The sequence below is a fragment of the Streptomyces sp. Je 1-79 genome (assembly GCF_025195125.1).
Classification (GTDB): Bacteria; Actinomycetota; Actinomycetes; order Streptomycetales; family Streptomycetaceae; genus Streptomyces.
In genome coordinates, this window is sequence record NZ_JAMGSL010000001.1 from 412,122 (window position 1) to 437,573 (window position 25,452).

The window sequence follows — 25,452 nt, forward strand, 5'->3', positions numbered from 1 at the left end:
GGGCGGGGCAGCGTGCCCCGCCCGGCCACCCGGGGTCGAGCCCCTGGGGGGCGCGCAGGAGCTGGACGCATCGGATCGCCCCGTCCATAACGATGCACAAGCGATGCGTCTTGAGGGGCGACCTCCGGTCGCCGGATCCTGAGGGGGCCGGAAGCGCCTGGTTTCCGGTGGCGGACCGGTCCGGCAGGAGCGGACGCCCGACCCGCCGGCCCGGCCCGTACGCCGGGCAGGAGGAGGAGCCGTCATGATCACAGCGCCCCCGGCGCGCCGCCTCCGCCCTCTCGCGACCGACACCCGGCCCGCCCCGCGCCCCGCCGAGCCCACGGACGAGGAGATCGGCGCCGGGCTCGTCCACGGCGACGAGTACTGCCTGGTCCTGGCGTACCGGCGCTGGGGCAGCCTGGTGCACACCCTCGCGAGCCGTACGCTCGGAGACTCCCGCGAGGCGGAGGACGTCACGCAGCAGGTGTTCCTCGCCGCTTGGCGGGGCCATCAGGGCTACCGCCCCGACAGGGGCCCGGTCCCGGCCTGGCTGGTCGGCATCGCGCGCCGCAAGATCGCCGACGCGCTCTCCGCCCGCACCCGGAGGACCGCACTCGTCGCCGCGGCCGGCGCCGCGCTGCCCCCGCCCTCCGTGACGGCCGACGGACCCGACCACGTGCTCGACCGCATCGTCGTCACGAGCGAACTGGACCGCCTGCCGCGCGTCCAGCGCGACGTACTGACCCTCGCGTTCTTCGGAGACCTGACGCAGGCGCAGATCGCCCGCCGGACCGGTCTGCCGCTGGGCACCGTCAAGAGCCACGCCCGGCGCGGGATGCAGCGGCTCCGCTGCCGCCTCGCTCCCGACCCGGCGGACGCGCCGTCCGACGGCACGACGGACGGCGAGCCCCCTGCGCGGACAGCCGGTCCGGGTGGTGCGGACGCACGCACGGAACGCGTACCCATCCGCACGGCCGACGGCGCCGAACCACCCCCATGGAAGCCGAAGCCCAGGGGCATGAGGGGGAACCAATGAACCGGAGGACCGTCGCGGTCGTCGGGGCCGGAGTGGCCGGCCTGACCGCCGCTCACGTGCTGTCCCGCAGGTACGACGTCGTGCTCTACGAGGCCGACTCACGGCTCGGCGGGCACGCCCACACCCACGAGCTGCCGACCCGGTCGGGCGGCACCGTGCGGGTCGACACCGGCTTCATCGTCCACAACGACCGCACCTACCCGAACCTGACCCGTCTCTTCCGCGAACTCGGCGTCGCCACACAGGACTCCGAGATGAGCATGTCCGTCCGGTGCGACGGCTGCGGTCTCGCCTACGCCGGTGCCCGCGGTCCCCGCGGGCTGCTCGGCGGCGGAAACCTGCGCCGCGGCCGCCATCTGCGGATGCTCGCCGACGTGCCGCGCTTCCACCGGGCCGCCCGTCGCCTGCTCGCCTCCGGGGACACGGGCCCGACTCTCGGCGCCTTCCTGGAGCGCGGCCGGTTCTCGCCGTACTTCGTCGGCCACTTCGCCGTCCCGCTGGTCTCCGCCGTGTGGTCCTGCGCGCCCGACACCGCGCTGCTGTACCCGGCGGCCTACCTCTTCCGCTTCCTCGACCACCACGGCCTTCTCTCCACCACCGGCTCACCCCGGTGGAAGACGGTCACCGGAGGCTCCTCCGCGTACGTCGAGAAGGCGGTCAAGCGCCTCGCCGCCGTCCGTACGGCCACGCCCGTCCGGGCGATCGAACGCGCTCCGGACTACGCGCGCGTGACCACCGAGGACGGGGAGAGCGACGCGTACGCCGCCGTCGTCGTGGCCGTCCACCCCGACCAGGCCCTGCGGATGCTCGCCGACGCCACCCCCGACGAGCGCCGCGTCCTCGGAGCGTTCACCTACTCCCGCAACCCCACCGTCCTGCACCGGGACACCACGGTGCTGCCCCGGTCGCCGCATGCCCGCGCCTCCTGGAACTACTGGCTCCCGTCGTGCGACGCGCGCCCCCAGGCCGTGCGGGTCAGCTACGACATGAACCGGCTCCAGCGCCTCCCGGTGGACGAGCCGCACATCGTGACCCTCAACGCCGACGGCCGTGTCGACGAGAGCACCGTCCTCGCGCGCATGGTCTACGAACACCCCGTCTACACGCCCCGCTCCGTCGCCGCCCAGCGTGAACTGCCCGGCCTCGCCACCTCCGTCACCGCCTTCGCCGGCGCCTACCACGGCTGGGGCTTCCACGAGGACGGCTGCCGCTCCGGAGTCGACGCGGCCCGCGGCCTGGGGGTGAACTGGTGACCGCCGCAGCCGCCGTCCCCCCGGCCGTCCCCCCGGACGGCGCGACCGTCGCACGCGTCCCGGTGCCGGCGCTGTACACGAGCGAGGTCGCGCACACCCGCGTCCAGCCGGTGCGCCACAGCCTGCGCCGACGTACCTACCTCTGGCTGGTGGACCTCGACGACCTTCCGCGACTGCCCCGCCTCCTGCGGCCGCTCGCCCGCTTCGACGCCCGCGACCACTTCGGCGGGCAGGCACCCACCCTGCGCGCGGGACTCGACGCGTACCTCGCCGCCCACGGCGTACGGAACGCCGACGGACAGGTGCTCATGCTGGCCCACGCCCGGGTCCTCGGCCACGTCTTCAACCCGCTGACCCTGTACTGGTGTCACGACAGGGCCGGACGCCCCGTCTGCGTCGTCGCCGAGGTGCACAACACCTACGGCGGACGGCACTGCTACCTCCTGCGGCCCGACGCCGACGGACGCGCCGACGTCGCCAAGGACTTCTACGTCTCGCCGTTCTTCGACGTCGAAGGCTCCTATCGGATGCGCCTGCCGCTCCCCGCCGAGCGCCTCGACCTCACCGTCCAGCTGCGGCACGACGACGGGAGCCGCCCCCTCACCGCCACCGTCCGAGGCCGCCACCGTGCGGCCGACACCCGCGGCCTGCTCACGGCCGCGATCCGTCACCCCTGGTCCACCGCGGCCGTCAGCGCCGGCATCCGGTGGCACGGAATCCGCCTGTACCTCAAGGGGCTTCCCGTCCGTCCCCGACCCGTGTCGCCCACCCGAGAAGGCATGCTGTGACCGTCTCCGTCCCGCCGGCCCAAACCGTCGCCCCAGGCACCGGCCACCCGCCCGTCGACCCCGAGCGCTGGCCCGACGCGGCCCGCCTCCCGCGCGCCTCGGCCCTCCGTACCGCCCTCGCCCGCCGCGTCGTCGAACGCGCCCTCGCCCGTCTGCCGCTGCGCATACGGAACGGCAGCGCACCGACCGCCCTTCCCCACCCCGCCGCGAGCGGGGACGGGCCGCCCACGCTGACCCTGCACGATCCCGCCGCCTTCCACCGGCGGGTCGGCGCCGACGGTCTGATCGGCTTCGGCGAGTCCTACATGGCCGGCGAGTGGGACACCGACGACCTCGTCGGCCTCCTCACCGTCCTCGCCACCCATGTCGACGACCTCGTACCGGCCCCGCTGCGCCGCCTCCGGGGTGCGTGGGCACACCGGCGGCCCGACCGCGACCGCAACACCCTCGACGGCGCCCGGGACAACATCCAGCGTCACTACGATCTGTCGAACGAGCTGTTCGCCCTCTTCCTCGACCCGAGCATGACCTACTCCTCGGCCGTGTTCGACGCCCTTCCCGCCACGCCGCGTACGTTTCCGGCCGCTCAGCACCGCAAGATCGACCGCTTGCTCGATCTCGCCGGGGTCGGCTGGGGGACCCGGCTCCTGGAGATCGGCACCGGCTGGGGCGAACTCGCCGTCCGTGCCGCGTCCCGGGGCGCCGACGTCCTCACCGTCACCCTCTCCGAGGAGCAGCGCGAGCTGGCCCTGCGAAGGATCGCCGACGCCGGGGTGACAGGTCGGGTCGCCGTCGAACTCCGTGACTACCGGCAGGTCGAGGGCCGGTTCGACGCCGTCGTCAGCGTCGAGATGATCGAGGCGGTCGGCGCCGAGTACTGGCCCGCGTACTTCACCGCCCTGCGCCGCCTGCTCGCACCCGGCGGCAGCGTGGCACTCCAGTCGATCACCATGCCGCATGAACGGATGCTCCACACCGCCCGTACGCACACCTGGATCAGCAAGTACGTCTTTCCCGGCGGCCTCATCCCGTCGCCGGAGGCGCTCGCCCGCGAGAGCGCGGCCGCCGGCCTGACCATCACCCACGACACCGGTTTCGGCGACCACTACGCCGAGACGCTACGGCTCTGGAGGGAGCGGTTCGTCCGGGAGCCGGAGGCGGTCGGCGCCCTCGGCTTCGACCACGTCTTCCGCCGCATGTGGGAGCTGTACCTGGCCTACTCCGAGGCCGGATTCCGCTCGCACTACCTCGACGTGCGTCAACTCCGGCTGGTCGCCACCGGCCAGGACGCGGAGGGGCCCCGACGCCCGGCAGGCCCCCGACTCCCCTCCCGTACGGAGGAGTCGCGATGAACGGGGCCGCGTTCGCCGTGAACCTCGCCGCGTCGGCAGGTGCCGCCCTCGTGGTGATGCTCCTGACCTTCGCCGTGGCCATGGTGAAGGGCGTCCACCGCATCGTCGACATCGCCTGGGGTCTGGCGTTCGCGGCCGTCGCCGTGGTCACCTGGGCCCTTTCCGCCGGGTACGGTGACGACGGGCGCAGGCTCGCCGTCACCCTCGCGACCTGCCTGTGGGGGCTGCGGCTCGCACTCCACATCGCGCGCCGGGGCCGCGGCCACGGCGAGGACCCCCGCTACGCCCGGATGCTCGACCGCGCTCCCGGCAGCCCGGCCCTCCACGCACTGCGCAAGGTCTACCTCCTCCAGGGCGCCCTCGTCTGGCTCGTCTCGCTCCCCGTCCAGGCGGCGGCCTACCTGCCCGAAGGCGTGGACGCCCTGCTGGTCGCCGGCCTCGTGCTGTGGGCCGTGGGACTCGCCTTCGAGACCGTGGGCGACCACCAGCTCGCCCGCTTCAAGTCCGACCCCGCCAACCGGGGACGGATCATGGACCAGGGGCTCTGGAGCTGGACCCGGCACCCCAACTACTTCGGCGACTTCCTCGTCTGGTGGGGGCTCTACCTGACCGCGTGCGCGATCCCGCAGAGCGCCGCCCTTACACTCGTGTCGCCGCTGGTGATGAGCGGACTGCTCGTCTGGGGGAGCGGAAAGCGGCTGCTGGAGGCCCATATGGCGGAGCGTCCGGGGTACGCGGCCTACGCGGCCCGTACCAGCGGCTTCCTGCCCCGGCCTCCCCGCTCGCCTCGCCCGCCCCGGTCGAGTGCGCCCCGGAACGAGGCCGGATGACGTCCGGCACGGATCTGCGGGGCCGAAGGGGCGAGGAGGGCTCCCTGGTGGTGCGCAGCGCGCCGGCGGTTCCCGGCGCCGCCGTCCTCCTGCTGCACGGCGGTCGCTCCGAGGATCTCGGGCCACCGCCCCTGGTCAACCTCCCCGCCCTGCGCATGCGGCCGTTCGCGGCCGCCGTCGCACGCGCGCTCGCCGGACAGGACGTGCTGGTCGCGGAGGTCCGCTACCGGCACCGCGGCTGGAACGGCGAGCGCGGCGACGCCGCCCGTGACGCGAGGGCCGCCCTGGTCCGGCTGCGGGAGAGGTTCGGCACCGTCCCCGTCGTTCTCGTGGGCCACTCGATGGGCGGCCGTGCCGCCCTGAGCGCCGCCGGGGACCCGATGGTGCTCGGCGTGGTGGGCCTGGCCCCGTGGTGCCCGCCGGAGGAGCCCGTCGAGCACCTGGCAGGGCGGGCGATCTACCTGCTGCACGACGAGGCCGACCGTGTCACGTCCGCCCGGGAGTCCTGGGAGTTCGTGCGCAGGGCCCGGACAGCCGGTGCGGACGCCGTCGGGATCCCGATGCCCCTCGGGGGACACGCCATGGTCCCCGGCGCCTCCCGCTGGCACCGCCGTACCGCGGAACTCGCCACCAGGATGCTCGCCCGCCGCTGACGCCCTGCTCCACCCGCGCCCGGCCAGGAAACCCGGCCCCCGGGGCGACGGCCCGAGATCCGTTCAGCGGGCCGCGTCGCGCACCGCGCCGGGGCGGGAGTCGGTCGCGCAGCGGTGGACGAGGATGTCGAGTGCTTCGCGCAGGCCGCCGGGCCGGAGCATCCCCGGAGCGGTGGCACGGCCGGCCCAGCCGGGGCCTGCGAGCAGCACCAGGGAATGGGTCCGGGCACCCCTGACGCCGAAGGAGATGTCCGCCACGTGCCGTGCCAGGGCGTGACTCGCGGTGGAGCGTGACTGGGACCAGAGGACGACGGCCGTGGGGCCCAGCCGCCGGACCGCGGAGTCCAGGGCCTCGGCGGGGACGGCCGCTCCGAACATCCGGGTCGGCAGCCCTCGTTCGGCCAGTCCGGCGGCCAGGGCCTCGATGGGCAGCGTGTGCTGCTCGGCGGGGACGCAGGCCAGCAGCACCGGGTTGGCGTCGGCGCGGTGCGGACGGGCGGAGCTGACCAGCTGGCGAAGTGCGGTGGAGATGTGCCAGGACAGGAGGTGCTCCACCTCGACGTACCGGTCGCCCGAGGACTCCCACTTGCGGCCGACGGCGTGCAGCGTGGGCGCCATCGCCTCCTCCCAGGACGTGACGAGCCCGTGCTCGGCCACCAGATCACGCAGCAACGTGTCCATGGCGGGGCTGTCGAGGCGTACCGCCGCCCGGGCCAGCCCTCGGAACTCCTGGTGGACCTTGGTGAGGGGCAGCCCGTTGCCGGACCCCGGGGCGGACGCGGGCGGGGGTGGCGTCCTGCCGGGAGCCGGCTGCTCGGACCGGCTCCCGGCCGGCTGACCGGAGACCTGACCGGCCGGCTGACCGGCTGCCTGACCGGACTGCTGACCGGAGTGCCGGCCGGCGCGCGCCCGGGCGACCCGTGCGGCTTCCGCCGGTGGCACGCCGGACGTGGTGAGCCGGCACATCTCCTCCAGCATCCCGACGTCCGACGGCGACCAGCGCCGGTGGCGCCCGTCCTCACGCGCCGCCGGACCGATGCCGTACCGCTGGTCCCATGACCGCAGCGTGGTGGGGGAGACCCCCAGCCGTCGGGCCACAGCCCCCGTCGTGATGCCGGCTGTCGTCTCGGTCATACAGCCAAGAATACGACGCACAAGTGATGCGAGCCGAGCCGTCGCGGGACCCGGATGAGCGTGGGCTCATCCGTAGGGCATCCGGATGCGGAAGTACGGGTGACCGCGCCCCGCTCGGCATGCCCCACGGCGTGACGTGGCGGGTCGAAGCGACTGTCGGACATGGCGAGGAGCAGCGACGGTGATGCGGAAGACGGATGGTGCGACCGGTGACGTGGTGGTCGTCGGGGCAGGCGTGTCCGGGCTGGCCTGTGCCGCGGACCTGGTCGACGCGGGGGTGAGTGTCCGCCTCCTTGAGGCCGACGACGCCGTGGGCGGACGCATGCGGACCGACAGCGTCGCGGGGTTCACCGTCGATCGCGGGTTCCAGGTGTTCAACACCGCCTATCCCCAGGTCAAGCGGCGTGTGGACCTCCGGGCGCTACGGCTGAGGCCGTTCACCCCGGGCGTGCTGGTGCACACCGACGACGGGCCGCGCCGGTTCACCGACCCCACCCGGCGCCTCCGGGAGAGCGGCGATCTCCTGCCCGGCCGACTGGCCTCGGCCCGCGACCTCGCGGCCCTGGGCGTGCTGTCCGCGCGCGACACGCTCCTGCCCGCCTCACGGCTGCGAACCCGACCCGACGCCACCACCCTCACCGCCCTCTCCGACGCCGCTCTCTCACCCGAGCTCGTGGAGACCCTCCTGCGGCCGTTCCTCTCCGGGGTCTTCCTCGAAGAGGACCTGGAGACCTCCGCGCGGTTCTTCCATCTCGTCTGGCGGACCATGGTCCGCGGCACGCTGTGCCTGCCGGCCGGCGGAATCGGCGCGGCGCCCGCCCAGCTCGCCTCCCGGCTCCCCGCCGGTGTGCTGCGCACCGGCTCGCCGGTCGCCTCGCTCACCACCGACGGGGTGGCGCTGGCCGACGGCGGCGAGCTGACGGCGCGGGCCGTCGTCGTCGCCACCGGGCAGAGCGCGGCCGGACGTCTCCTGCCGGGCCTGGACGTCCCGCCCGGCCGGACCGTCACCACCCTCTACCACGCGGCGGAGCGCTCCCCCCTGGCCGAGCCGACGCTGGTGGTCGACGCGCGGCGCCGGTTCCTGAACACCTGCGTACTCACCGAGGTCCAGCGGGGGTACTCCGGCGACGGACGGGCGCTGGTGTCCACCTCCGTGCTCGGCTCGCCGGGGCCCGAGCAGGAGGCGGCCGTCCGCGAGGCGCTCGGGGAGGTGTACGGCACGGACACAGGCGCCTGGGAGGCCGTGCACCGCGTCACGGTCCACGACGCCCTTCCCGCGATGCTCCCGCCCCTGACACTCTCGCGGACCACGCGATGCGCGCCGGGGAGGTACGTCTGCGGCGACCACCGCGCGACGGGCTCGGTGCAGGGCGCGCTGGCCTCCGGGGCCCGGGCGGCGCGGGAGGTCCTCGCCGACCTGGATCGGTCCGGCCCTTCCTGATCCGGGAAGGGGTGTCGCGCCGAATACCTCCTGAGAACGCAATCCCACCCATGGCCGAGCCCGACCCGGGCCTGGACCCAGGAGGAGGAGACATCATGAACACCTCGCACATCATGCGCCGCGTCGCCGCCACCGCCGCGGCGGTCGCTCTCCCGGTGTCGCTGGGCGTCCTCGCCCCGCAGGCCCTGGCCGCACAGGCGAACGGGCCGTTCGGCCCCGGCTGCAGCGCGCTGCCGGCCGAAGGCGAGGGCAGCGCCGAAGGCATGGCCGACGACCCGGTGGCGACCGCGGCGTCCAACAACCCGGAACTGTCCACACTCGTATCCGCCGTCAAGGCGGCCGGCCTGGTCGACACGTTGAACAACGCCGAGGACATCACCGTGTTCGCGCCGACGAACGACGCCTTCGCGAAGATCCCGAAGGCGGACCTGGACAAGGTCCTCGCCGACAAGGCCGCCCTGACCAAGATCCTCACGTACCACGTCGTGGACGAAGAGGTCGACAAGGGCGCACTCGCCGACGGCTCGTTCACGACGCTCCAGGGCGGCACGGTGACGACCGACGGCTCAGGCGACGCCTACACGGTCAACGGAACGGCCAAGATCGTCTGCGGCGACGTGCCGACCTCCAACGCCACCGTCCACGTCATCGACACGGTCCTCATGCCCAAGTGACCGGCCGGCACGGCGGGAACGGGCCGGCTGCCCGCGCCGTCCGCGACGCCCGCGCCCCGGCGGCGTACGGGCGTCGCACCCGTCGAAGGCGACTCACGGTCCGCGCCAGAGATTGGCGAAGGCCGAGCTCTCGATGGACCGCCTCTGACGTACGGCCTCCAGCTCCATCACCGCGTCGTGGACGATGGCCACCACGGTCGTCACCGCCTCGTCGTCGAGGCCGGGCTCGTCGTCGGACCGTCCGTCGTCGATGCCCACCGCCGAGGCGAGGGCGGCCAGGACGGGTTCCCTCTCCTCCCAACGGGAGGCCGCCCGGCGCCGTGTGGGCGAATCGACCGGTTCCACACGTTCCGAGCCGAAGGACAGCCGTCCGCTCCGCTTGCGCGTCAGCTCACCGTCCTCCTCCAGGGCGGCCTGGTACGCGGCCGAGAGGTCTCGGCCCCGGCGCCACAGCCAGTCCTCGATCCGCTCGTAGGGCGCCTGCCGGGTGAGTACGGCCGCGGCCTCGCCCAGGAGCCGGTCGCCCGGCGCCGCCGGCTCGCCCGGCACGATGCGGTCGCCGTCCACGGTGACGGCCTCCGCGCCGATGAGGTCGATCAGCTCTGCTCCCGCGAGCGCCAGCGACAGGTCACCCTGTCCCACGGCGTGCTCCGGCTCCGGCTCCATGGCGATGATGAACAGGTCTTTCGCCGTGGTCATGAACGGCTCCCCTCGGAGACATCGACAAAGGTGCGCCCCCGCCGGCCCGCGGCGGGGCGGCTGTCACGATCAGTATCGCCCCGCCCGGTGCGGAGCCGGGGCCATGCCGAGGAACGTGTGTGGTGCGTGGCCCTGGTGCGGCATGCTGTCGGCAGGGCGAGGAGAGTCCCGTGAGGGACACCCGAACTCCCGCCCGGAAGACCGGAAATGACGTCTGACCCCGGGGGAGACCATGCGGCTTGTCGTGACGGTACGCGGCGACGAGGACGGCGACGACGCCACCGTCGCCGAACTCGGGACGTGGCTGAAGGACGTACCGCAGCTGAGGGGACGCGTCGACCGTGCCGAACGGGACGGCGGGCCGACGGGGACGATGGGCCCGGCCGTCGACGCCCTGGTGGCGGTCCTGGAGCCCGGCGGCGTCGCGGCGGTCTTCGCGGGCGCGCTGGTGGCATGGCTGCAGACCCGCCGCAGCAGCCACACGATCAGTGTGACCCGCCCCGACGGCACCCGGATCAGCATCTCCTCCCGCCAGGCACGCGGGCTGAGCCCGCAGGAGGCGGCCGACCTCGCCGAGCGCCTGGCCCGCCCACCGGCCGACGGCGGAACACAGGACGGTACACGCCAGGTGGGCCCGGGGGACGCGACCCACCAGGCAAGCCCGGGTGACGGCACACGCCAGGTGGGCCCCGGGGACGCGACCCGCCAGGCGGACCCGGGTGACGGCACTCGTCGGGAGGACCCGCGGGACGGGAACTCGCCGGGCTCCCCGACGGCATGACGGGTGGCGGCCTCGCGGCCCCCGGGGCACGCGCGGTGCTGTTCGGCACCGAGAGCCACATCCGCGAGTCGGAGCTGCCCGGTCTCCCCTCCGTCGCCACGACACTCGACGATCTGCACCGCACTCTCGTCGACGTGTGCGGCATGGCGCCCGGACACGTCGAGCGCGTCCCGCCCCACGCCGACGCCCCCCAGGTGGTCGGCGCGGTCGAGGAGGCGGTGCGTGCCGGTGGCGGCCCCGTTCTCTTCTACTACGTCGGGCACGGACAGCTCGGTCCGCGCGACGCCCTGTACCTCGCCACCCGGGCCAGCCGGTCCTTCCGGCAGGTCGCCCAGTCGGTCTCGTACCGCACCATCAGCGACGTGCTGGGTGACGCGGGCAGCGGCAGTCTCGTCGTCCTCGACTGCTGCTTCTCCGGACGCGGCGGCGCGCCGGCCTCGGACGGCGGGGTTCGTCGGGCCTTCGCCTCCGCACGGCCACCGGGGAGCTTCCTGCTCACGTCGGCCTCGCACTACGCGCTCTCCTTCGCGCCCGAGGACGAACGGCACACCCTGTTCACCGGCCGGCTGCTCGAACTGCTCAACGAGGGAGATCCGGCCGGGCCGCCGTGGCTGACCGCCGATGGATTGCACCTGGCGCTCGACGAGCGGTTCGCGGAGGACCATCGGGTCAATCCCGCCCGGCAGAGCGAGGGCGCGCTGGGATCACTGCGCCTCGCGCGGAACCGCGCCTACCGGAAGCGGGCCGAGGGGGCCGAGGCGACCGAGCGGCCCGCGGACGTGCCGTGCCCCTACCCGGGGCTGGAGCCGTACCGAGCGGTGGACAGCGCGCACTTCTTCGGTCGCGAGAGACTGACCGCGCGGTTGCTGGAGCTGGTCGACGCACTCCCGGACGGTGGCCAGGTGGTGCTGGTGGGTGCCTCGGGCGCGGGCAAGTCGTCCCTGCTGCGTGCCGGCCTGGTGGCCGCCCTGGAGGCCCGTACGGATGCACCGATCTCGACGCTTCTGCTGCCGGCACCGGGGCCCCGTCCGATGCGGACCCTGGCGGAGGCGTGGGCCCGAGCCACCGGACGGGACACCGACGAGGTGAGGGCCGAGCTCGAACAGGGGGCCTTCCCGGCGCCGAGGCGCGGACGTTCCGCCTGCGGACTGCTGGTGGTGGACCAGTTCGAAGAGGTCTTCACGCGGTGCGAGGCGCCCGAGGAGCGCGCCGCGTTCGTCTCCCTGCTCACAGGAGACGGTGCGGGTCGGCGGCCCCGCGTCGTCCTCGGCCTGCGGGCGGACCACTACGGAAGCTGTCTGGAGCACCCTGGGCTCGAGCGTGCGCTGGAGCGGGCACAGCTCACCGTCCCGCCGCTGCGGGAGCGGGAGCTGCGCGCCGCGGTCGAGGGCCCGGCCGCCGCCGTGGGCATGACCATCGATCCGGGCCTGACCGACCGGCTGCTGGACGACCTCCGGTCGGGCCGCTCCGCGCACGACGCGGCCATGGCGCTGCCGTTCCTGGCCCACGCGCTGCGGGAGACCTGGCGCGGCCGCAGCGGAGTCCGGCTCACCCTCGCCGGATACCAGGCCACCAAGGGCATCTGGCGATCGGTGGCCACCACGACCCGGCGCGTCTACGAGTCCCTGGACGACGACGGGCAGGCGACCATGCGTGAGCTGCTCCTGCGTCTGGTCCACCTCCCCCCGGACGGTGGCCCCGCCGTTCTGCGGCACCGCGTCCCGCTCGCCACGATGCCGGCCGGTTCGAGCCGGATCCGCGATCAGCTGGCCACGGAAAGGCTTCTGACGGTCGATCAGGACACCGTTCAGATCGCACACGAGGCGCTGCTGCGGGCGTGGCCGCTGCTGCACCGGTGGATCCGGGAGGATGCCGCCGCCCTGCTGCTGCGGCAACAGGTGGGCACCGCTGCCGAGGAATGGGACGCCGCGGGCCGCGACGCGGCCTTCCTTTTCCGCGGCAGCCGCCTCCAGGCGGCGGAGGAGCTTGCGGAGCAGTCCGAACTGCCGCAACTGGAGAGAGAGTTCCTGGCGGCCGGGCAGGCCGAGGCGACGAGTGAACTGCGCCGGGAGCAGCGCCGCACCATGCTGCTGAAGCGAGCCCTGACCGCGGTCGCCGTCGCGCTGTGCCTCGCGCTCGTCGCCGCGGTCGCGGCAGTGCGGGAGCAGCGCAACGCGGAGGAGCAACAGCGCGGGGCCACGGCCCGTGCGCTGTTGGCCGAGGCGGACAACCTGGGCACCTCGGACCCCGGCGAGGCCCTGCGGCTCGGTCTCGCCGCGCACGCCCTGCGACCCAGCGCCGAAGCCCGGCGCACGCTCTTCGACACGCTGGCCGGAAGCGCGTTCCGTGGTGTTTCCGAGCTGCCCATGGCGCCCGAGGACCATGCGCTCACGCGTGGCGGGCACATGCTGGCGACCTCGGAACGTGACCGTCTGTCCGTCTGGGACATCCGCCGCGATCCGGCGCCCCCCACCCCGGTTTCCCGGATGCCCTGCCCCTCGAACGTCGAGGCGGAAACGCCGCTGACGTTCGGCGGCCCTGGCGAACGGATGCTGGCCGCCGTCTGCGGCCACGAGGTGCGGCTGTGGAACCTCGCCGGTCCGTCCGGGGACGGGGAGCCGCGTCCTGTCGCGACGCTGCGCGCGACCGGGCTGAAGGACCTGGCCCACGGACCGAGCGCGGTCGCCGTGAGCCCGGACGGGAACACGGTGGCCGCCGTCGGCTGGTCCCGGTACGTGGGCCACAACAGTCTCGTCCTCTGGGACGTGCGTGATCCGCGGAAGCCGCGACAGCTCCAGCTCGTCGCGGACGCCTCGGCCGGGCAGAACCTGGTGCAGGGCGACCGGGCCGCGTTCAGTCCGGACGGCCGCCTGCTGGTCACCGCCGACAGCTACGGAGGGCTACGTCTCTGGGACGTCTCGGACCCCGGCAGGCCCAGGCCCCAGGGCGTGGTGGAAGACGCCGGTGGAGCCCTGGCGTTCAGCCCGGACGGCGGTCTGCTGGCGGCGAGCGACGAGCGTGTGGTCAAACTGATCGACATCCGCTCGCCCCGTCACCCGAAGGTCCTCGACGAACAGACGGCCCACACCGACAAGGTCAGTTCCCTCGACTTCTCCCCGGACGGCAGACGCGTGGCCAGCGGGGGCTGGGACGAGACCGTCGCCGTGTGGGACGTCGGCGATCCGAAGGAGATGACCAGGGAGTCCCGCCTGTACAGGCACGTGTCGTTCGTCGACACGGCGCGGTTCGGCGCCGACGGACAGTCGCTGGTCTCCGTGGCGTACAACGAGGTCATCCACTGGGACCTCGCCGACGTCCGACCGCCCCGAGTGCTGGACGTGCTGCCGGACGGGGATCTGCTCGCGTCGGCTCCGGGCGGCACGACGCTCGCCGTCGCCCAGGCAGATCGGATCGCTCTGTGGGACCTGGCCGATCCTGCGGAGCCACGACGGCTGGCCAGAGTGAGCAACCCGGTGAAGGAGCGCTACGACACGGTCGACGGCGGCTCCGTCATCGGTGTCGGTGACGTCGTCGCCGACATCGAGTTCAGCCACGACGGCACCCTGCTCGCGACCATCAACCACGACAGGAGGGTCACCCTCTGGGACGTCTCCGCCCCGGCTCGCCCACGCATCGCGGGCACCTTGCGCGGCGTCGACGACGGAGCGATAGGACCCTCGCTGGCCTTCGCCCCCGACAGGCGGCTGCTCGCCGTCAACGACCTGAGTCACGTACAGGTCTGGGACGTGGGCGACCCGGCCCGCCCGGCCTTGACCGCGTCCCTCGCCGCCCGGGCCAGCGACGCCGACTTCAGCCCGGACGGCCGCCGACTCCTGCTCGCGGGGACGAGCCTGAGCCTCTGGGACCTGCGCACCGGGAAGACGGCGCCTCTGTCCGGCGACCGCTTCTACCCGAGCAGCTCAAGGGCGGCGTTCTCCCCCCGGGGGAACGTGGTGGCGGCCGTCGCCGCCGTTCCCGCGGAGCTCGATTCCGGACTCCAGCTGTGGGCCGTCGAACGCGCGGGCACCGCAGACCCGTGGGAGGAACTCGAGCCGTCGGCGGTGAACGGGAAGAAGTTCACCCGACTGGCGTTCCACCCGGACGGCGTTCTGCTGGCCGGCGCGGGGGAGGACGGCGCCGTACGGGTGTGGAGCGTCACCGACCCGGGACGGCCCCATCTGGCATTCACGTTCGGCGGTCACAGCGAGGGCGTCGACGACGTGGTCCTGGGCGGACCGCAGGGGCGGACCATGATCACGTCCAGCGCGGGTCACGCGTATGTCGTCGACATCGGCGACCGTCCCGAGATCGCGGCCGACACCATCCGCATGGCCTGCCGGGTCACCGGCGGGGGCCTCAGCCGCGAGGAGTGGGCCCAGCACGTACCGGGGGCCGAGTACAGGGAGAGCTGCCCGTTCCTGCAGGCGGACGAGAAGGGTGGCTGAGCGACGGGCGGCCGCCCACCGGCCCACGACGGGCGGCCGCCCACCGGCCCACGACGGGCGGCCGCCCACCGGCCCACGACGGAGGGGCGGCTGCCCACCGACCGACGACGGGCGGCGGGCCCACCGGCCCACGACGTCATCGCACGGGGCCGCTCCGGGAACCCGCCGGGCGTGGTGGGAATCGTCGGGCGCGTTCCGCCCCCGTCGTCGGCGGCAGGAGCGGCCCCGCCCGCTTGGCGCGGCGCTGGACCAGGGCGGTCTCCACCCGGCCGATGCCCGGCAGCGCGGCCAACTCGCCCGCCAGGTAGTCGTACAGGGCGCCGGGGTCACGGCTCTGGACCATGGCGAAGACCGACGCCCGGCCTGTCGTGACGGCGGCGAACGCGACCGAGGCGTGCCGTGACATCGCCTCCGTCACCTCTCCCAGAGCGGCCGGCGCCACCTCCAGCCACAGCAGGGCCTCCAGCGGGAAGCCGAAGTGGGAGGGGCTCACGTCCACTTCGAAGTGCAGCACCCCGGCTGCCCGCAGCCCGGCGACGCGGCGTCGCACGGTCGAGTCCGACCACCCGGTGACGGCGGCCAGCCGGGCGACGTCCGCCCGTCCGTCCAGAGCCAGTTCGCCCGCCAGTCGCGCCTCCGCCCCGCCCCAGCCGGACATCTCGGCAAGGTCTTCCGGGCCGTCCGGTGATCCCGGCGCAGGGCCGCGGAGGGCCGCCTGCTCGGACGCGTCCAGCGCGCTCGTACGGCCCGACCAGCCGCCGACCCCGGCGACCGGGCGCAGCACGCAGGCCGCCTCCACGTCTCGCATGCCCGGGGTCCGCAGCAGGTGGTCGAAGAGCGGGCGTCCGCCGGCCGATTGCGCACCCGGCGTGCGGACCATGCAGGTCAGCCGTGTCCCGCCGGCGAGTGGGGCGATCCATGAGGTGTCGTCCCGCTGCGCCAGCGCGGCCGTCAGCGCGTCGACGGCGTCCGGCGCGCAGTCGATGCGTACGAACCAGTCGAGCATGCCGATCCTCTGGCTGTCGACGAGCCCCACCACCCGGACCACCAGGGCCGACCGCAGCCGGTGGTAGCGACGCGCGACCGTGCGCTCCGGGACGCCGAGCACGGTGGCGATCCTGCTGAACGAGGCACGCCCGTCGATCTGAAGAGCGTGGATCAGACGGCGGTCCAGCGCGTCGAGCGTGACGGATCCCGTCACCAGGCCCCCTACGAACGTCCGAGCACGTCAATTCCGGTGACCTTACAGCGCGCACGGGTGCGCGGGGCAGGACCGTGGGCGGCGACCACCGCAGAAAGGCAGACCATGTTGACCGTCCTTCCCATCAGGTACGTGGCCGACGTCGAGGCGTCCCGGGACTTCTACGCCGGGCTGGGGCTCACCGTCCGGCAGGAGCCCGGCGCGGCCGTCTGGGTCCGGCTGACCGCCACCGCGGGTGCCGTCGGCGTCCACGCCGCCGCCGTCTCGCAGGGCCGGCCACCCGGCACCACCGAACTCGGCTTCACGACGGAGGAGCCGCTGGAAGAGGTCGCGCAGCGCCTCGAACGCAACGGCTACGCGTACGAGCTCGTCGAGGAGAACTTCGGCCGCAGCGTCCGGGTCACCGACCCGGACGGGGTCGTCGTGCAGATCCAGCACATCGACCCGGACACGGTCCACAGGTCGGCCGCGGCCCTGGCCGACGACTCCGTCTGACGGCAGGAAGAACCCGACATGGAACCGCTCGTCACACTCGTCGCCGTCACGGGCCTGCTGCTGCTCGCCGGGGCGCTCGGGGCCGGACGGCTCCGCCGGCCGACGACCGCCCTGCGGGGCGGCCTCGCGGCCATGTTCACGCTCACCGGAGGAGCGCACTTCGTCGGAATGCGCGAAGAGCTCGTCGCCATGGTGCCGCCCGCCCTGCCCGCCCCGGGCCTGCTCGTCACGCTGACCGGCATCGCCGAACTCGTCTGCGCGCTCGGGCTGCTGTGGTCGCGGACCGCCCGGGCTTCGGCCGCCGCGCTCAGCGTGCTGCTGGTCGCGATGTTCCCCGCCAACGTGTACGCCGCCGGGGGCGACGTGCCCTGGTGGGACGAGCTCGGCCCCCGGACGGCCACGCAGGTGATCTTCCTCGCGGCCACCGTCACCGTGCTGGTCCGCCACGGCCGAGGGGGTACGGGGACGACCACTGCGGAGCCCGCCACCGCGGACCCCCGGCTCGGCTCCCCACCGCCGCGACCGTCGCCGAACCGACGCCGATGACCCCGGGGGACCCGTGGGCGTGGCAGAACAGGTGCTCCTCCGGTTGCTCGGCCGCGGGCGGGGAGCTGTCAGGTGGGGAGGGCCATGAGGAGCAGCGGTGACGTCGTGGGTTGTGAAGACCCTTCCGCGGGTTCGAGTGTGAGGCCGACCGCGGTGGCGTCCGCGGGGTCGCCGTCGATGAGGACGGTGCCGTCACCCTGGATGAATCCGGCGGGTCGCATGGTGCCCTGGCGGTCCAGCCACAGCTGGTAGGTCTTCCCGGCCGCCGGTGCGGGCAGCCCCGTGGCGGTGAAGACCGCCTTGTTCTGCCGGTCGGAGGCGACGACGGTGGTGTGGGCTCCGTTCCCGGCCCGACCGTGGACCGCGCGGGCGTCGGGCGCCGCCAGAACGCCGCTGATGTCGTCGATGCGCTGCTCGGCCTGCCGGGCCCGGTCCTGGAGTTCCTCGTTCTCCCGGTGCTGCCAGGCGGCCAGGCCGGCGAACGAGGCGGCTGCGGCGAGGCAGGCGGCCAGTGTCAGGGGCACGGCCCTGCGCCGCAGAGCGCCGCCGACGACGGCCGGCGCCGTCACGGGGACACGCGGGGGCAGTTGGCGGACGCCGTCGATCGCCGCCAGCGTCCGGTGCTTCATCGCGGCCGGCGGCGCTTGGGCCGCGGCCGCCGCCAGACGGGCGGCGGTGGCCTCGAACTCGCCCGTCTCCTGCCGGCAGGCTTCGCACTGCTGGAGGTGGCCGGCGAACATCGCTCGCTCGTCGGCGTCCAAGGCGCTCAAGGCGTAGGCGGCGACGAGCCCGTGGACGTCTTCGCGGTGGTGCTTCATGTGGTCACCCCCATGCAGTCGCGGAGCCGGATGAGCCCGTCGCGCATGCGTGTCTTGATCGTGGGAAGCGGTGTGCGCAGGGTTTCGGCGACTTCACGGTAGGTCAGGCCCCGGTAGTAGGCCAGGGTCACCGCCTGGCGCTGGAGTTCGGTCAGGCCGCGCATGCAACGTCGGACCTGTTCGCTCTCCAGGCGGGTCTCGACCTGCTCGGAGACCTCGTCGAACGCGGTGTGGTGCTCGCGGGCGGCCTGCGCCTGTTCGCGGTCGGCGGCCGCCTGGGCGGAACGGACCCGGTCCACGGCGCGCCGATGGGCGATCGTCGCCGCCCAGGTGGTGACGCTCCCCGCCTCGGGCCGGTACCGGGCGGCCTGCCGCCACAGGTCGATCATCACCTCCTGTGCGACCTCCTCCGACTGGGCCCGGTCACGTACGACCTTGATCACGATTCCGAAGACCGTGGACGCGAGGGCGTCGTACAGGACGGAGAACGCCTGCTTGTCGCCGTGGGCGACCTTCCGCATCACCTCGGCCAGGTCGCCGCGGCCGGTGTGGCCGGCGGCACCGAACGGGAGTGGTCGGTTCACCGGCCGGGCTCCGGCTGCGGCGACCAGGCGTAGCGGCGGCCTGGAGAGGCCTGCCGGGGGCGGGGTGTCCCTCGCATGTCGGTCCTTGTCCGTCGAGCGGGTGCGGACCGCCTCGGCGGCCGGTCCGGTCACAGCGTCATGTGGTGTGTCTGAAGGTTCTTCGTAGCGGATGCGTGTGCGGATGGGAGGAGATTCGCTTCAGCGCAGGAAGCAGCGGGCGTTGTCACTCTTTCGGGTGAGGCACCCATCCGGCGGGCGGTCGCTGCCGAATCCGGGATGTGACTCGCTTCCGCAACAGCACTCTCCGGGCCGCGCCGGGCGCCTCGGCCGGGCTCCGGCCCGCGCTCGGCGCGTCGGCCGGGCTTCTGGCCGCGCTGACGGCGCTCGCCATGGCCGAGCTGGCCGCCGGCGCCCTGCGACCGGCCGCCGGCCCGGTGACGGTGGTCGGAGGCGCGGTGATCGACCGGACCCCGGCCGCGGTGAAGGACTTCGCGATCCGCACGTTCGGGGAGAACGACAAGGTCGTCCTCCAGCTAGGCATCTTCGCCCTCCTCGCCCTGTTCGCGGTTCTCCTGGGCCTCCTGTCCCTGCGTCACCGCCGTGCGGGTGCGGCAGGGGTCCTGTCGTTCGGGATCGTCGGCGCGGCCGCCGCCCTGAGCAGGCCCGACTCGGCGGGTGCCGCCGACGCCCTGCCCTCGGTGGCCGGGGCGCTGGCGGGCGCCGGTGTGCTGTACGTCCTGGTGGGCCGATTGACCGCCGCGGGACCGCCGTTGGAGGGTGACGGCTCCGGGGAGGGGTTCAGCCGACGCGGATTCCTCACGGCGGCGGTTGTGACCGCCACGGCCGCCACCGGAGCGGGCGCGCTGGGCCGCTACCTGTCGGGACGGCGCGGCCGGACGGCCGTGCTCTCCCGCAACAGCCTGATCCTGCCCGCCCCGGCCTCGCCCGCTCCTGCGGTCCCGGTCGCGGCGCGACTCAAGGTGCCGGGGATCAGCTCGTTCGTCACACCCAACCGCGACTTCTACCGTGTCGACACCGCCCTCGTCGTGCCCCAGGTGGACGCCGCCGCCTGGAGGCTGCGCATTCACGGCAAGGGCGTCACCCGCCCCCGCACGTACACCCTCGACCAGCTCCTCGCCCGCCCGCTCGTCGAACGCGACATCACCCTGGCCTGCGTCTCCAACGAGGTCGGCGGCCCCTACATCGGCAACGCCCGCTGGCTCGGGGTCCCGCTCGCCGACCTGCTCGCCGCATGCGGCGTGGCTTCACCGTCGAAGGGCGGGGAGGCCGATCAGCTGGTGGCCCGCTCCGTGGACGGGATGACGCTGGGCTCACCGGTCGACGTCGTCATGGACGGCCGGGACGCCCTCCTCGCCGTCGGCATGAACGGCGAGCCCCTCCCCTTCGAGCACGGCTTCCCGGTCCGCATGATCGTCCCCGGACTGTACGGGTACGTCTCGGCGTGCAAGTGGATCGAGGACATCGAACTCACCACCTTCGACGCCTACGACCCCTACTGGGTCAAGCGCGACTGGGCACGTCGGGCACCGATCAAGACCCAGGCGCGGATCGACACCCCCAAGCCCTTCGCACGCCCGGCCGCCGGAACGGTCGTCGTCGCCGGGGTCGCCTGGGCCCAGCACCGTGGCATCGACCGCGTCGAGGTGCGCGTCGACGACGGCCCCTGGCAGGAAGCGGACCTCGCCGCCCAGGACACCGTCGACACCTGGCGCCAGTGGTCGTTCCCCTGGACCGCCACCCCCGGCGGACACACCGTCACCGTCCGCGCCACCGACGGCACAGGAGCCGTACAGACCGAGCGGCGGACCCGGACGACCCCGGACGGTGCGAGCGGCCGGCACAGCGTCTTCGTCACCGTCCCCTGAGACCACCGGATCGACCCGCCCCCGGACGCGCCTCCGGCGCAACCACCCACCTCGCCCTCTCGGATCCGAAAAGCCGAGAACCCCGAAAAGCCGAGACCCCCGAGAACCCCGAGAACCGACCCCTTCAAGGAGAAACCGATCATGAACAGCATGCGCATCCGCCGCACCGCCATCGCCGTCACCGCGGCGGCGATGCTGCCCTTCTCGCTGGCCGCCTGCTCCGACTCCGGCAGCGACACCGCGGCCGCCCCCACCGAGGCCGCCGGCGACGCGGGCAAGTCGAGCGCGACGCCGACGGACGACGCGGCGACGGCGGACCAGCCCTTCGGCCCCGCCTGTGCCGGTGTCCCCAAGGAGGGCGCGGGCTCCTTCGACGGCATGGCCAAGGACCCGGTCGCCACCGCCGCGTCGAACAACCCGGCCCTGTCCACCCTGGTCGCGGCGGTCAAGCAGGCCGGTCTCGTCGACACCCTGAACAACGCGGAGAACATCACGGTGTTCGCCCCCACCGACGATGCCTTCGCGAAGATCCCCAAGGCCGACCTCGACAAGGTCCTCGCCGACAAGGCCATGCTCACCGACATCCTCACGTACCACGTGGTGGGCCAGAAGCTGACCCCCGAGCAGCTGGAGAACGGCTCCTTCGAGACGCTGCAGAAGGGCATGCTCACGACCACCGGCTCAAGCGAGGCCTACCAGGTGAACGACACCGCCTCGGTGGTGTGCGGCAACGTCAAGACCGCGAACGCCAACGTCTACATCATCGACACGGTCCTGATGCCCAAGTAGCGGGCACGGCGCCCGAACCACCGGTGCCACGGCCCGGCGTCCCCCTGGCCCGGGGGGACGCCGGGCCCCGGAAGGCTCCACGGCGCGCCCTTACGCCCGGAATCACGCGGTTCACGGCTGGCAAGCCTGTGCCATGGCGAGGACTTGCCGTCGTACGACCTTCACGTCGGTGTTCGCCAGTCGATAGACCCATGGCATGTCCTCCCCTTCTCAGGCTTCCGCCTTCCGGCGCAGGCGCTGGCAGCTGATCTCGGCCGTCACCGCCGTGCCGCTGCTGGCGTCGGGTCTCGCCGTTCTGCAAGCTCCCGCACAAGCCGCTCCGAGCAAGCCCACCGTGCCCCCCAAGCCCTCGGCGACCCACAAGGTCACCCTGGTCACCGGCGACGTCGTCACCGTCACCACGACAGCCGACGGCAAGCAGATCGCCGACGTCGACCGGCCCGACAGCGCCGTCGGCGGCGTGAAACTCCAGGAGATCAAGGGCGACCTGTTCGTCATCCCGGACGAGGCGGCGCCGCTGCTGGGAACGGACAGACTGGACCGGCGGCTGTTCAACGTCACCGACCTGATCGAGATGGGGTACGACGACACCAAGTCGGCCGCGGTGCCGCTGATCGCGACGTACACCCAGCCGAAGTCCCGCGCGGCCGTCGAACCGACGGCCCCCCGGGGCAGCAGGCTGACCCGCAAGCTCAAGGGCATCCGCGGCGCCGCCCTCAGCACCGAGAAGCGGCAGGCCCGCACCTTCTGGACCTCCGTCGCGCCCCGGGGCAGCGACACGCTCGGAGCCGGGGTCGAGAAGCTGTGGCTCGACGGCCGCGTGAAGGCCAGCCTGAAGGAGAGCGTGCCGCTGATCGGCGCGCCCGAGACCTGGGCGGCCGGGTACACCGGCAAGGGGGTCAAGGTCGCGGTGCTCGACACCGGAATCGACGTCAACCACCCCGACTTCGCCGGCCTCGTCGACGGCACGGCCAGCTTCGTGCCGGGTGAGGGCGTGACCGACGTCAACGGGCACGGCACGCATGTGGCGGGCACGATCGTCGGTTCGGGCGCCGCCTCCGGAGGCGACAACAAGGGCGTCGCGCCCGGCGCCGACCTCTTCGTCGGCAAGGTGCTCGGCGGCGCGGAGGGATACGGCCAGGACTCCTGGGTCATGGCCGGCATGCAGTGGGCCGCCGAGTCCGGTGCCGACGTCGTCAACATGAGCCTCGGCGACTCCTACCCCACGGACGGCAGCGACCCGATGTCGCGGACGGTCGACGCGCTCTCCGCGCAGTACGGCACGCTCTTCGTCATAGCCGCCGGCAACGCGGGTCCGGAGAGCATCTCCGCCCCGGGTGCGGCCGCGGCGGCGCTGACCGTGGCGGCCACGGACAAGCAGGACGGGCTGGCCTCCTTCTCCAGCACCGGCCCGCTGGCCTGGTCCGGTGGGATGAAGCCGGACATCGCGGCGCCGGGCGTGGACATCACCGCCGCCCGGTCACAGGAGATGACCGACGGCGGGGAGGGCCTCTACCGGACCATCAGCGGTACGTCGATGGCCACCCCGCACGTCGCGGGCGCCGCGGCGATCCTGGCCCAGCAACACCCCGACTGGACCGGCGCGCAGCTCAAGGAACACCTGACGAGCACCGCGAAGGGCCTGGACGGCGGCTACTCGCCGTACGAGGTCGGCACCGGCCGCCTCGACGTGGCCGCCGCCGTGCGCACCACGGTCCGCGGCACAGGCTCGCTCTTCTTCGGCAACTACACCTGGCCGCACCAGCCGAGCGACGTCGCCGTCACGAAGGACCTGACCTTCACGAACGCCGGTACCGCCGACGTCACGCTGAACCTGGCGCTGACCGACGACGACGGGCCGTTCACGCTGGGAGCGAGCACCACGACCGTCCCCGCGGGCGGCACCGCCACCGTTCCCGTCACCGGGGACCCGCGGACCGCCTCGGCCGGCCGGCACACCGGCTACGTGACAGCCACCGACGCGGCCACCGGTCGGCCGGTGGCCCGCACCTCCGTGGCGCTGCTCAAGGAGGAGGAGCGCTACGACCTGAACATCAAGCTGGTCGGCAAGGACGGCAAGCCCGCCAGCGGCTGGGTCGGCATCAACCTGGCCGGTGACCCCTGGCCGTGGAACGTGTACGTCGAGGGCTCGACCACGATGCGCATGGCACCCGGCCTGTACACCGTCGCGGGGTACATCGACGTGGCGGGCGAGAAGGCGGACCGCTCGGGTCTGGCCGTGCTCGTCGACCCGGAGACCGCGCTCAAGGACGGCCCGGCGGACGTCGTGCTGGACGCGAGCAAGGCACGCCTGCTGCAGACCGAGGCGCCGCAGCGCACCGAGGACCGCCAGCGCAAGGTCGACTTCAACGTCCACTACAAGGGCCTCGACCCGTACATGGACTACCGCAGCGCGTACGTGCTGCCGCCGACGTACGACGACGTCTACGTCTCGCCGACGGAGCCGATGAAGCAGGGCGAGTTCATGCTGGTCACCCGCTGGCGCAAGGGCGAGCCCCAGCTCGGTCTGAGCGCGCTGGGCGGCCGCCTCCAGTTCGAGGCGCGGGTGCAGGCGGGCAGCGCACTGGGCACCGGCACGGACACGCTGTACGCCGTCTACGCCGGCAACGGCGCGGCGGCCGCGTACGAGAAGGTCACGGCCAAGGGCAAGGTCGTCGTCGTCGAGCGCAGCGACGAGGTCTCGCCGCAGGAGCGCGCCGAAGCCGCCGTCGCGGCGGGAGCGAAGGCGCTGATCGTGGTCAACGACGGTGCCGGTGGCCTGATGGAGTACGTCGGCGAGTCGGCCGTTCCGGTCGCCACCGTGCACCGCGACGCGGGCAAGGGCCTTGTCTCGATGGCCAAGGCCGGCGTCTTCCGGCTGACCGTGAAGCAGACCGAGCACACGCCGTTCGTCTACGACCTGACCCGGGACTACCCCGGCCAGGTGCCGGACCGTGCCCTGGTCTACAAGCCGGGCAGGAGTGACCTCGCCCGGATCGACGCCCGCTACTACGCGGCGGCCGGCGGCCGGCTCGCGGAGGGCTACCGGTCCGACTTCACCCTCAGCCCGTCGTTCAACCTCCCCGAGATCGAGTGGCACCCGGGCACCCGCACGGAGTGGGTGACGCCGGGCCAGGTCTGGAGGGAGTTCCACTCCCAGGGCGTCGACGGAGCCCTGCCGTGGACCATGGTGTCGGGTGACAACACCTACACCAAGGGCAGCACCACCCGGCTCGACTGGTTCGCCCCGGTGACCCGGCCCGCCCAGAGCGAGTCCTTCGGCGTGTACAACTCCCGCTGGCAGAACTACATGACCTGGAACGTGCAGGCATGGGCCTCAGCCAGCGACACCATGCGCCTCGGCGGCTACCTGCCGTGGGGTGAGACACCGTCCCACCTGCGGGTCTTCCAGGGCGACACGCTGATCCACGACAACCCGGTCGGCGGAGACATGCAGTGGGTGGAGGTGCCGGCGGGCAGGCTGCCCTACCGCGCCGTGCTCGACGCGGAGCGGCCCGGTGACGTCTTCCGGCTGTCGACCCGTACCCACACCGAGTGGACCTTCATGTCCGACACGGTCGAGTCGGACTTCTTCGAGCCGTTCTCGGTGCTCAACCTGGACTACCGGCTGGAGACGGACCTGCACGGCGACGTCAGGGCCGACACGACCCAGAAGATCGTGCTCAAGCCGGTCTCCACGGACCTCGGCACCGTGCCCGGCAATGTCACCAGGGTGACGCTGGACGTCTCGTACGACGACGGCGCCGACTGGCGGAAGGTGACCCTGGCCAAGCGTGCCGACGGCACCTGGACGGGTTCGTTCAGGACGGCCAAGAAGCCCGGCGGCTTCGTCTCGCTCCGCGCGAGCGCCGGGACGGACAACGGCTTCGGCGTCACGAACGAGATCATCCGGGCGTACGGCCTGCGATGAACCCCACCGTCGGGCCCCGGGGAGGAGACTCCCCGGGGCCCTTCCCCGTACACCCGCTCCCAGCTGGGACTATTCAAGGTCTGCCGCCATGGCGCATACTCTCCCCGCTGCGGCAAGCGGAAGAGAGTCGGTCG

19 protein-coding genes and 1 pseudogene are annotated in these 25,452 nt (G+C 73.3%); 15 read left to right on the plus strand and 5 right to left on the minus strand.

What is annotated here, in order from left to right; all coding sequences use genetic code 11:
* Nucleotides 1-244: 244 nt before the first annotated feature.
* The 6 genes and pseudogenes from M5362_RS01645 to M5362_RS01670 all read left to right on the plus strand — a co-directional run.
* Nucleotides 245-856, plus strand: a pseudogene (locus tag M5362_RS01645) (sigma-70 family RNA polymerase sigma factor); the annotation flags it as partial.
* Between the two features lie 122 nt (nt 857-978).
* Nucleotides 979-2,271 carry an NAD(P)/FAD-dependent oxidoreductase gene (locus M5362_RS01650; RefSeq protein WP_374214387.1) on the plus strand — a complete coding sequence of 431 codons (1,293 nt, stop codon included), beginning with the start codon at nt 979-981 and terminating at the stop codon, nt 2,269-2,271.
* Nucleotides 2,268-3,059: a DUF1365 domain-containing protein gene (locus tag M5362_RS01655; protein WP_374214388.1), complete on the plus strand. Its 792-nt coding sequence runs from the start codon at nt 2,268-2,270 to the stop codon at nt 3,057-3,059. The genes M5362_RS01650 and M5362_RS01655 overlap by 4 nt, the downstream gene beginning before the upstream one ends.
* Nucleotides 3,056-4,411 (plus strand): cyclopropane-fatty-acyl-phospholipid synthase family protein, encoded by a 1,356-nt coding sequence (locus tag M5362_RS01660; protein ID WP_260225404.1) that lies wholly within the window; start codon nt 3,056-3,058, stop codon nt 4,409-4,411. The genes M5362_RS01655 and M5362_RS01660 overlap by 4 nt, the downstream gene beginning before the upstream one ends.
* Entirely contained in the window at nt 4,408-5,241 is an 834-nt protein-coding gene (locus M5362_RS01665) for a DUF1295 domain-containing protein (RefSeq protein ID WP_260225405.1), read from the plus strand. Before M5362_RS01660 ends, M5362_RS01665 begins: the two co-directional genes overlap by 4 nt.
* On the plus strand, nt 5,238-5,894 hold the full coding sequence (locus M5362_RS01670; protein WP_260225406.1) for an alpha/beta fold hydrolase: 657 nt from the start codon (nt 5,238-5,240) through the stop codon (nt 5,892-5,894). The genes M5362_RS01665 and M5362_RS01670 overlap by 4 nt, the downstream gene beginning before the upstream one ends.
* Before the next feature lie 63 nt (nt 5,895-5,957).
* Here M5362_RS01670 and M5362_RS01675 read toward each other — a convergent pair whose 3' ends face one another.
* The gene (locus tag M5362_RS01675; RefSeq protein WP_260225407.1) at nt 5,958-7,028 is read right to left on the minus strand and encodes a cobalamin B12-binding domain-containing protein; all 1,071 of its coding nucleotides are present in this window, start codon (nt 7,026-7,028) and stop codon (nt 5,958-5,960) included.
* A gap of 184 nt (nt 7,029-7,212) precedes the next feature.
* Here M5362_RS01675 and M5362_RS01680 point away from each other — a divergent pair, with 184 nt between their 5' ends.
* Entirely contained in the window at nt 7,213-8,469 is a 1,257-nt protein-coding gene (locus M5362_RS01680; RefSeq protein WP_260225408.1) for an NAD(P)/FAD-dependent oxidoreductase, read from the plus strand.
* 95 nt (nt 8,470-8,564) lie between these two features.
* Nucleotides 8,565-9,143, plus strand: coding sequence for a fasciclin domain-containing protein (locus M5362_RS01685; protein ID WP_260225409.1), 579 nt, complete (start codon nt 8,565-8,567; stop codon nt 9,141-9,143).
* A 93-nt stretch (nt 9,144-9,236) separates the two neighbouring features.
* Here M5362_RS01685 and M5362_RS01690 read toward each other — a convergent pair whose 3' ends face one another.
* Entirely contained in the window at nt 9,237-9,842 is a 606-nt protein-coding gene (locus M5362_RS01690) for a GPP34 family phosphoprotein (RefSeq protein ID WP_260225410.1), read from the minus strand.
* 232 nt (nt 9,843-10,074) lie between these two features.
* On the opposite strand from M5362_RS01690, the gene M5362_RS01695 reads away from it, so the two are divergent.
* A complete protein-coding gene (locus M5362_RS01695) occupies nt 10,075-10,623 on the plus strand; it encodes a hypothetical protein (protein ID WP_260225411.1) in 549 nt (182 codons plus the stop codon).
* Entirely contained in the window at nt 10,620-15,068 is a 4,449-nt protein-coding gene (locus M5362_RS01700; protein ID WP_260225412.1) for a caspase family protein, read from the plus strand. Before M5362_RS01695 ends, M5362_RS01700 begins: the two co-directional genes overlap by 4 nt.
* 136 nt (nt 15,069-15,204) lie before the next feature.
* On the opposite strand, the gene M5362_RS01705 is transcribed toward M5362_RS01700, so the two are convergent.
* A complete protein-coding gene (locus M5362_RS01705) occupies nt 15,205-16,269 on the minus strand; it encodes an Lrp/AsnC family transcriptional regulator (protein WP_260225413.1) in 1,065 nt (354 codons plus the stop codon).
* A gap of 105 nt (nt 16,270-16,374) precedes the next feature.
* On the opposite strand from M5362_RS01705, the gene M5362_RS01710 reads away from it, so the two are divergent.
* Nucleotides 16,375-16,764, plus strand: a complete 390-nt coding sequence (locus M5362_RS01710; protein ID WP_260225414.1) for a VOC family protein — start codon at nt 16,375-16,377, stop codon at nt 16,762-16,764.
* An 18-nt stretch (nt 16,765-16,782) separates the two neighbouring features.
* On the plus strand, nt 16,783-17,310 hold the full coding sequence (locus M5362_RS01715) for a DoxX family membrane protein (protein WP_260225415.1): 528 nt from the start codon (nt 16,783-16,785) through the stop codon (nt 17,308-17,310).
* A 68-nt stretch (nt 17,311-17,378) separates the two neighbouring features.
* Here the strand turns inward: M5362_RS01715 and M5362_RS01720 are convergent, their stop codons facing one another.
* Nucleotides 17,379-18,128: an anti-sigma factor gene (locus tag M5362_RS01720; protein ID WP_260225416.1), complete on the minus strand. Its 750-nt coding sequence runs from the start codon at nt 18,126-18,128 to the stop codon at nt 17,379-17,381.
* Complete coding sequence (gene sigK, locus M5362_RS01725; protein ID WP_260225417.1) at nt 18,125-18,712, minus strand: ECF RNA polymerase sigma factor SigK; 588 nt, start codon at nt 18,710-18,712, stop codon at nt 18,125-18,127. The genes M5362_RS01720 and sigK overlap by 4 nt, the downstream gene beginning before the upstream one ends.
* Nucleotides 18,713-18,990: 278 nt before the next feature.
* On the opposite strand from sigK, the gene M5362_RS01730 reads away from it, so the two are divergent.
* The 3 genes from M5362_RS01730 to M5362_RS01740 all read left to right on the plus strand — a co-directional run bounded on the left by M5362_RS01730 (nt 18,991) and on the right by M5362_RS01740 (nt 25,318).
* The gene (locus M5362_RS01730; protein WP_260225418.1) at nt 18,991-20,598 is read left to right on the plus strand and encodes a sulfite oxidase; all 1,608 of its coding nucleotides are present in this window, start codon (nt 18,991-18,993) and stop codon (nt 20,596-20,598) included.
* Nucleotides 20,599-20,739: 141 nt separating this feature from the next.
* Nucleotides 20,740-21,387 (plus strand): fasciclin domain-containing protein, encoded by a 648-nt coding sequence (locus M5362_RS01735; protein WP_260225419.1) that lies wholly within the window; start codon nt 20,740-20,742, stop codon nt 21,385-21,387.
* 196 nt (nt 21,388-21,583) lie between these two features.
* On the plus strand, nt 21,584-25,318 hold the full coding sequence (locus M5362_RS01740) for a S8 family serine peptidase (protein WP_260225420.1): 3,735 nt from the start codon (nt 21,584-21,586) through the stop codon (nt 25,316-25,318).
* The last annotated feature ends 134 nt before the right edge of the window (nt 25,319-25,452 follow it).

Bases quoted from the DNA above. Each gene is read 5' to 3' on its own strand.
- M5362_RS01710 (WP_260225414.1), top strand. From the start codon at position 16,375: ATGTTGACCGTCCTTCCCATCAGGTACGTGGCCGACGTCGAGGCGTCC.
- M5362_RS01715 (WP_260225415.1), top strand. From the start codon at position 16,783: ATGGAACCGCTCGTCACACTCGTCGCCGTCACGGGCCTGCTGCTGCTC.
- M5362_RS01695 (WP_260225411.1), top strand. From the start codon at position 10,075: ATGCGGCTTGTCGTGACGGTACGCGGCGACGAGGACGGCGACGACGCC.
- M5362_RS01720 (WP_260225416.1), bottom strand. From the start codon at position 18,128: ATGAAGCACCACCGCGAAGACGTCCACGGGCTCGTCGCCGCCTACGCC.
- M5362_RS01690 (WP_260225410.1), bottom strand. From the start codon at position 9,842: ATGACCACGGCGAAAGACCTGTTCATCATCGCCATGGAGCCGGAGCCG.
- M5362_RS01740 (WP_260225420.1), top strand. From the start codon at position 21,584: ATGTCCTCCCCTTCTCAGGCTTCCGCCTTCCGGCGCAGGCGCTGGCAG.
- M5362_RS01685 (WP_260225409.1), top strand. From the start codon at position 8,565: ATGAACACCTCGCACATCATGCGCCGCGTCGCCGCCACCGCCGCGGCG.
- M5362_RS01665 (WP_260225405.1), top strand. From the start codon at position 4,408: ATGAACGGGGCCGCGTTCGCCGTGAACCTCGCCGCGTCGGCAGGTGCC.
- M5362_RS01735 (WP_260225419.1), top strand. From the start codon at position 20,740: ATGAACAGCATGCGCATCCGCCGCACCGCCATCGCCGTCACCGCGGCG.
- M5362_RS01680 (WP_260225408.1), top strand. From the start codon at position 7,213: ATGCGGAAGACGGATGGTGCGACCGGTGACGTGGTGGTCGTCGGGGCA.
- M5362_RS01700 (WP_260225412.1), top strand. From the start codon at position 10,620: ATGACGGGTGGCGGCCTCGCGGCCCCCGGGGCACGCGCGGTGCTGTTC.
- M5362_RS01675 (WP_260225407.1), bottom strand. From the start codon at position 7,028: ATGACCGAGACGACAGCCGGCATCACGACGGGGGCTGTGGCCCGACGG.
- M5362_RS01670 (WP_260225406.1), top strand. From the start codon at position 5,238: ATGACGTCCGGCACGGATCTGCGGGGCCGAAGGGGCGAGGAGGGCTCC.
- M5362_RS01650 (WP_374214387.1), top strand. From the start codon at position 979: ATGGAAGCCGAAGCCCAGGGGCATGAGGGGGAACCAATGAACCGGAGG.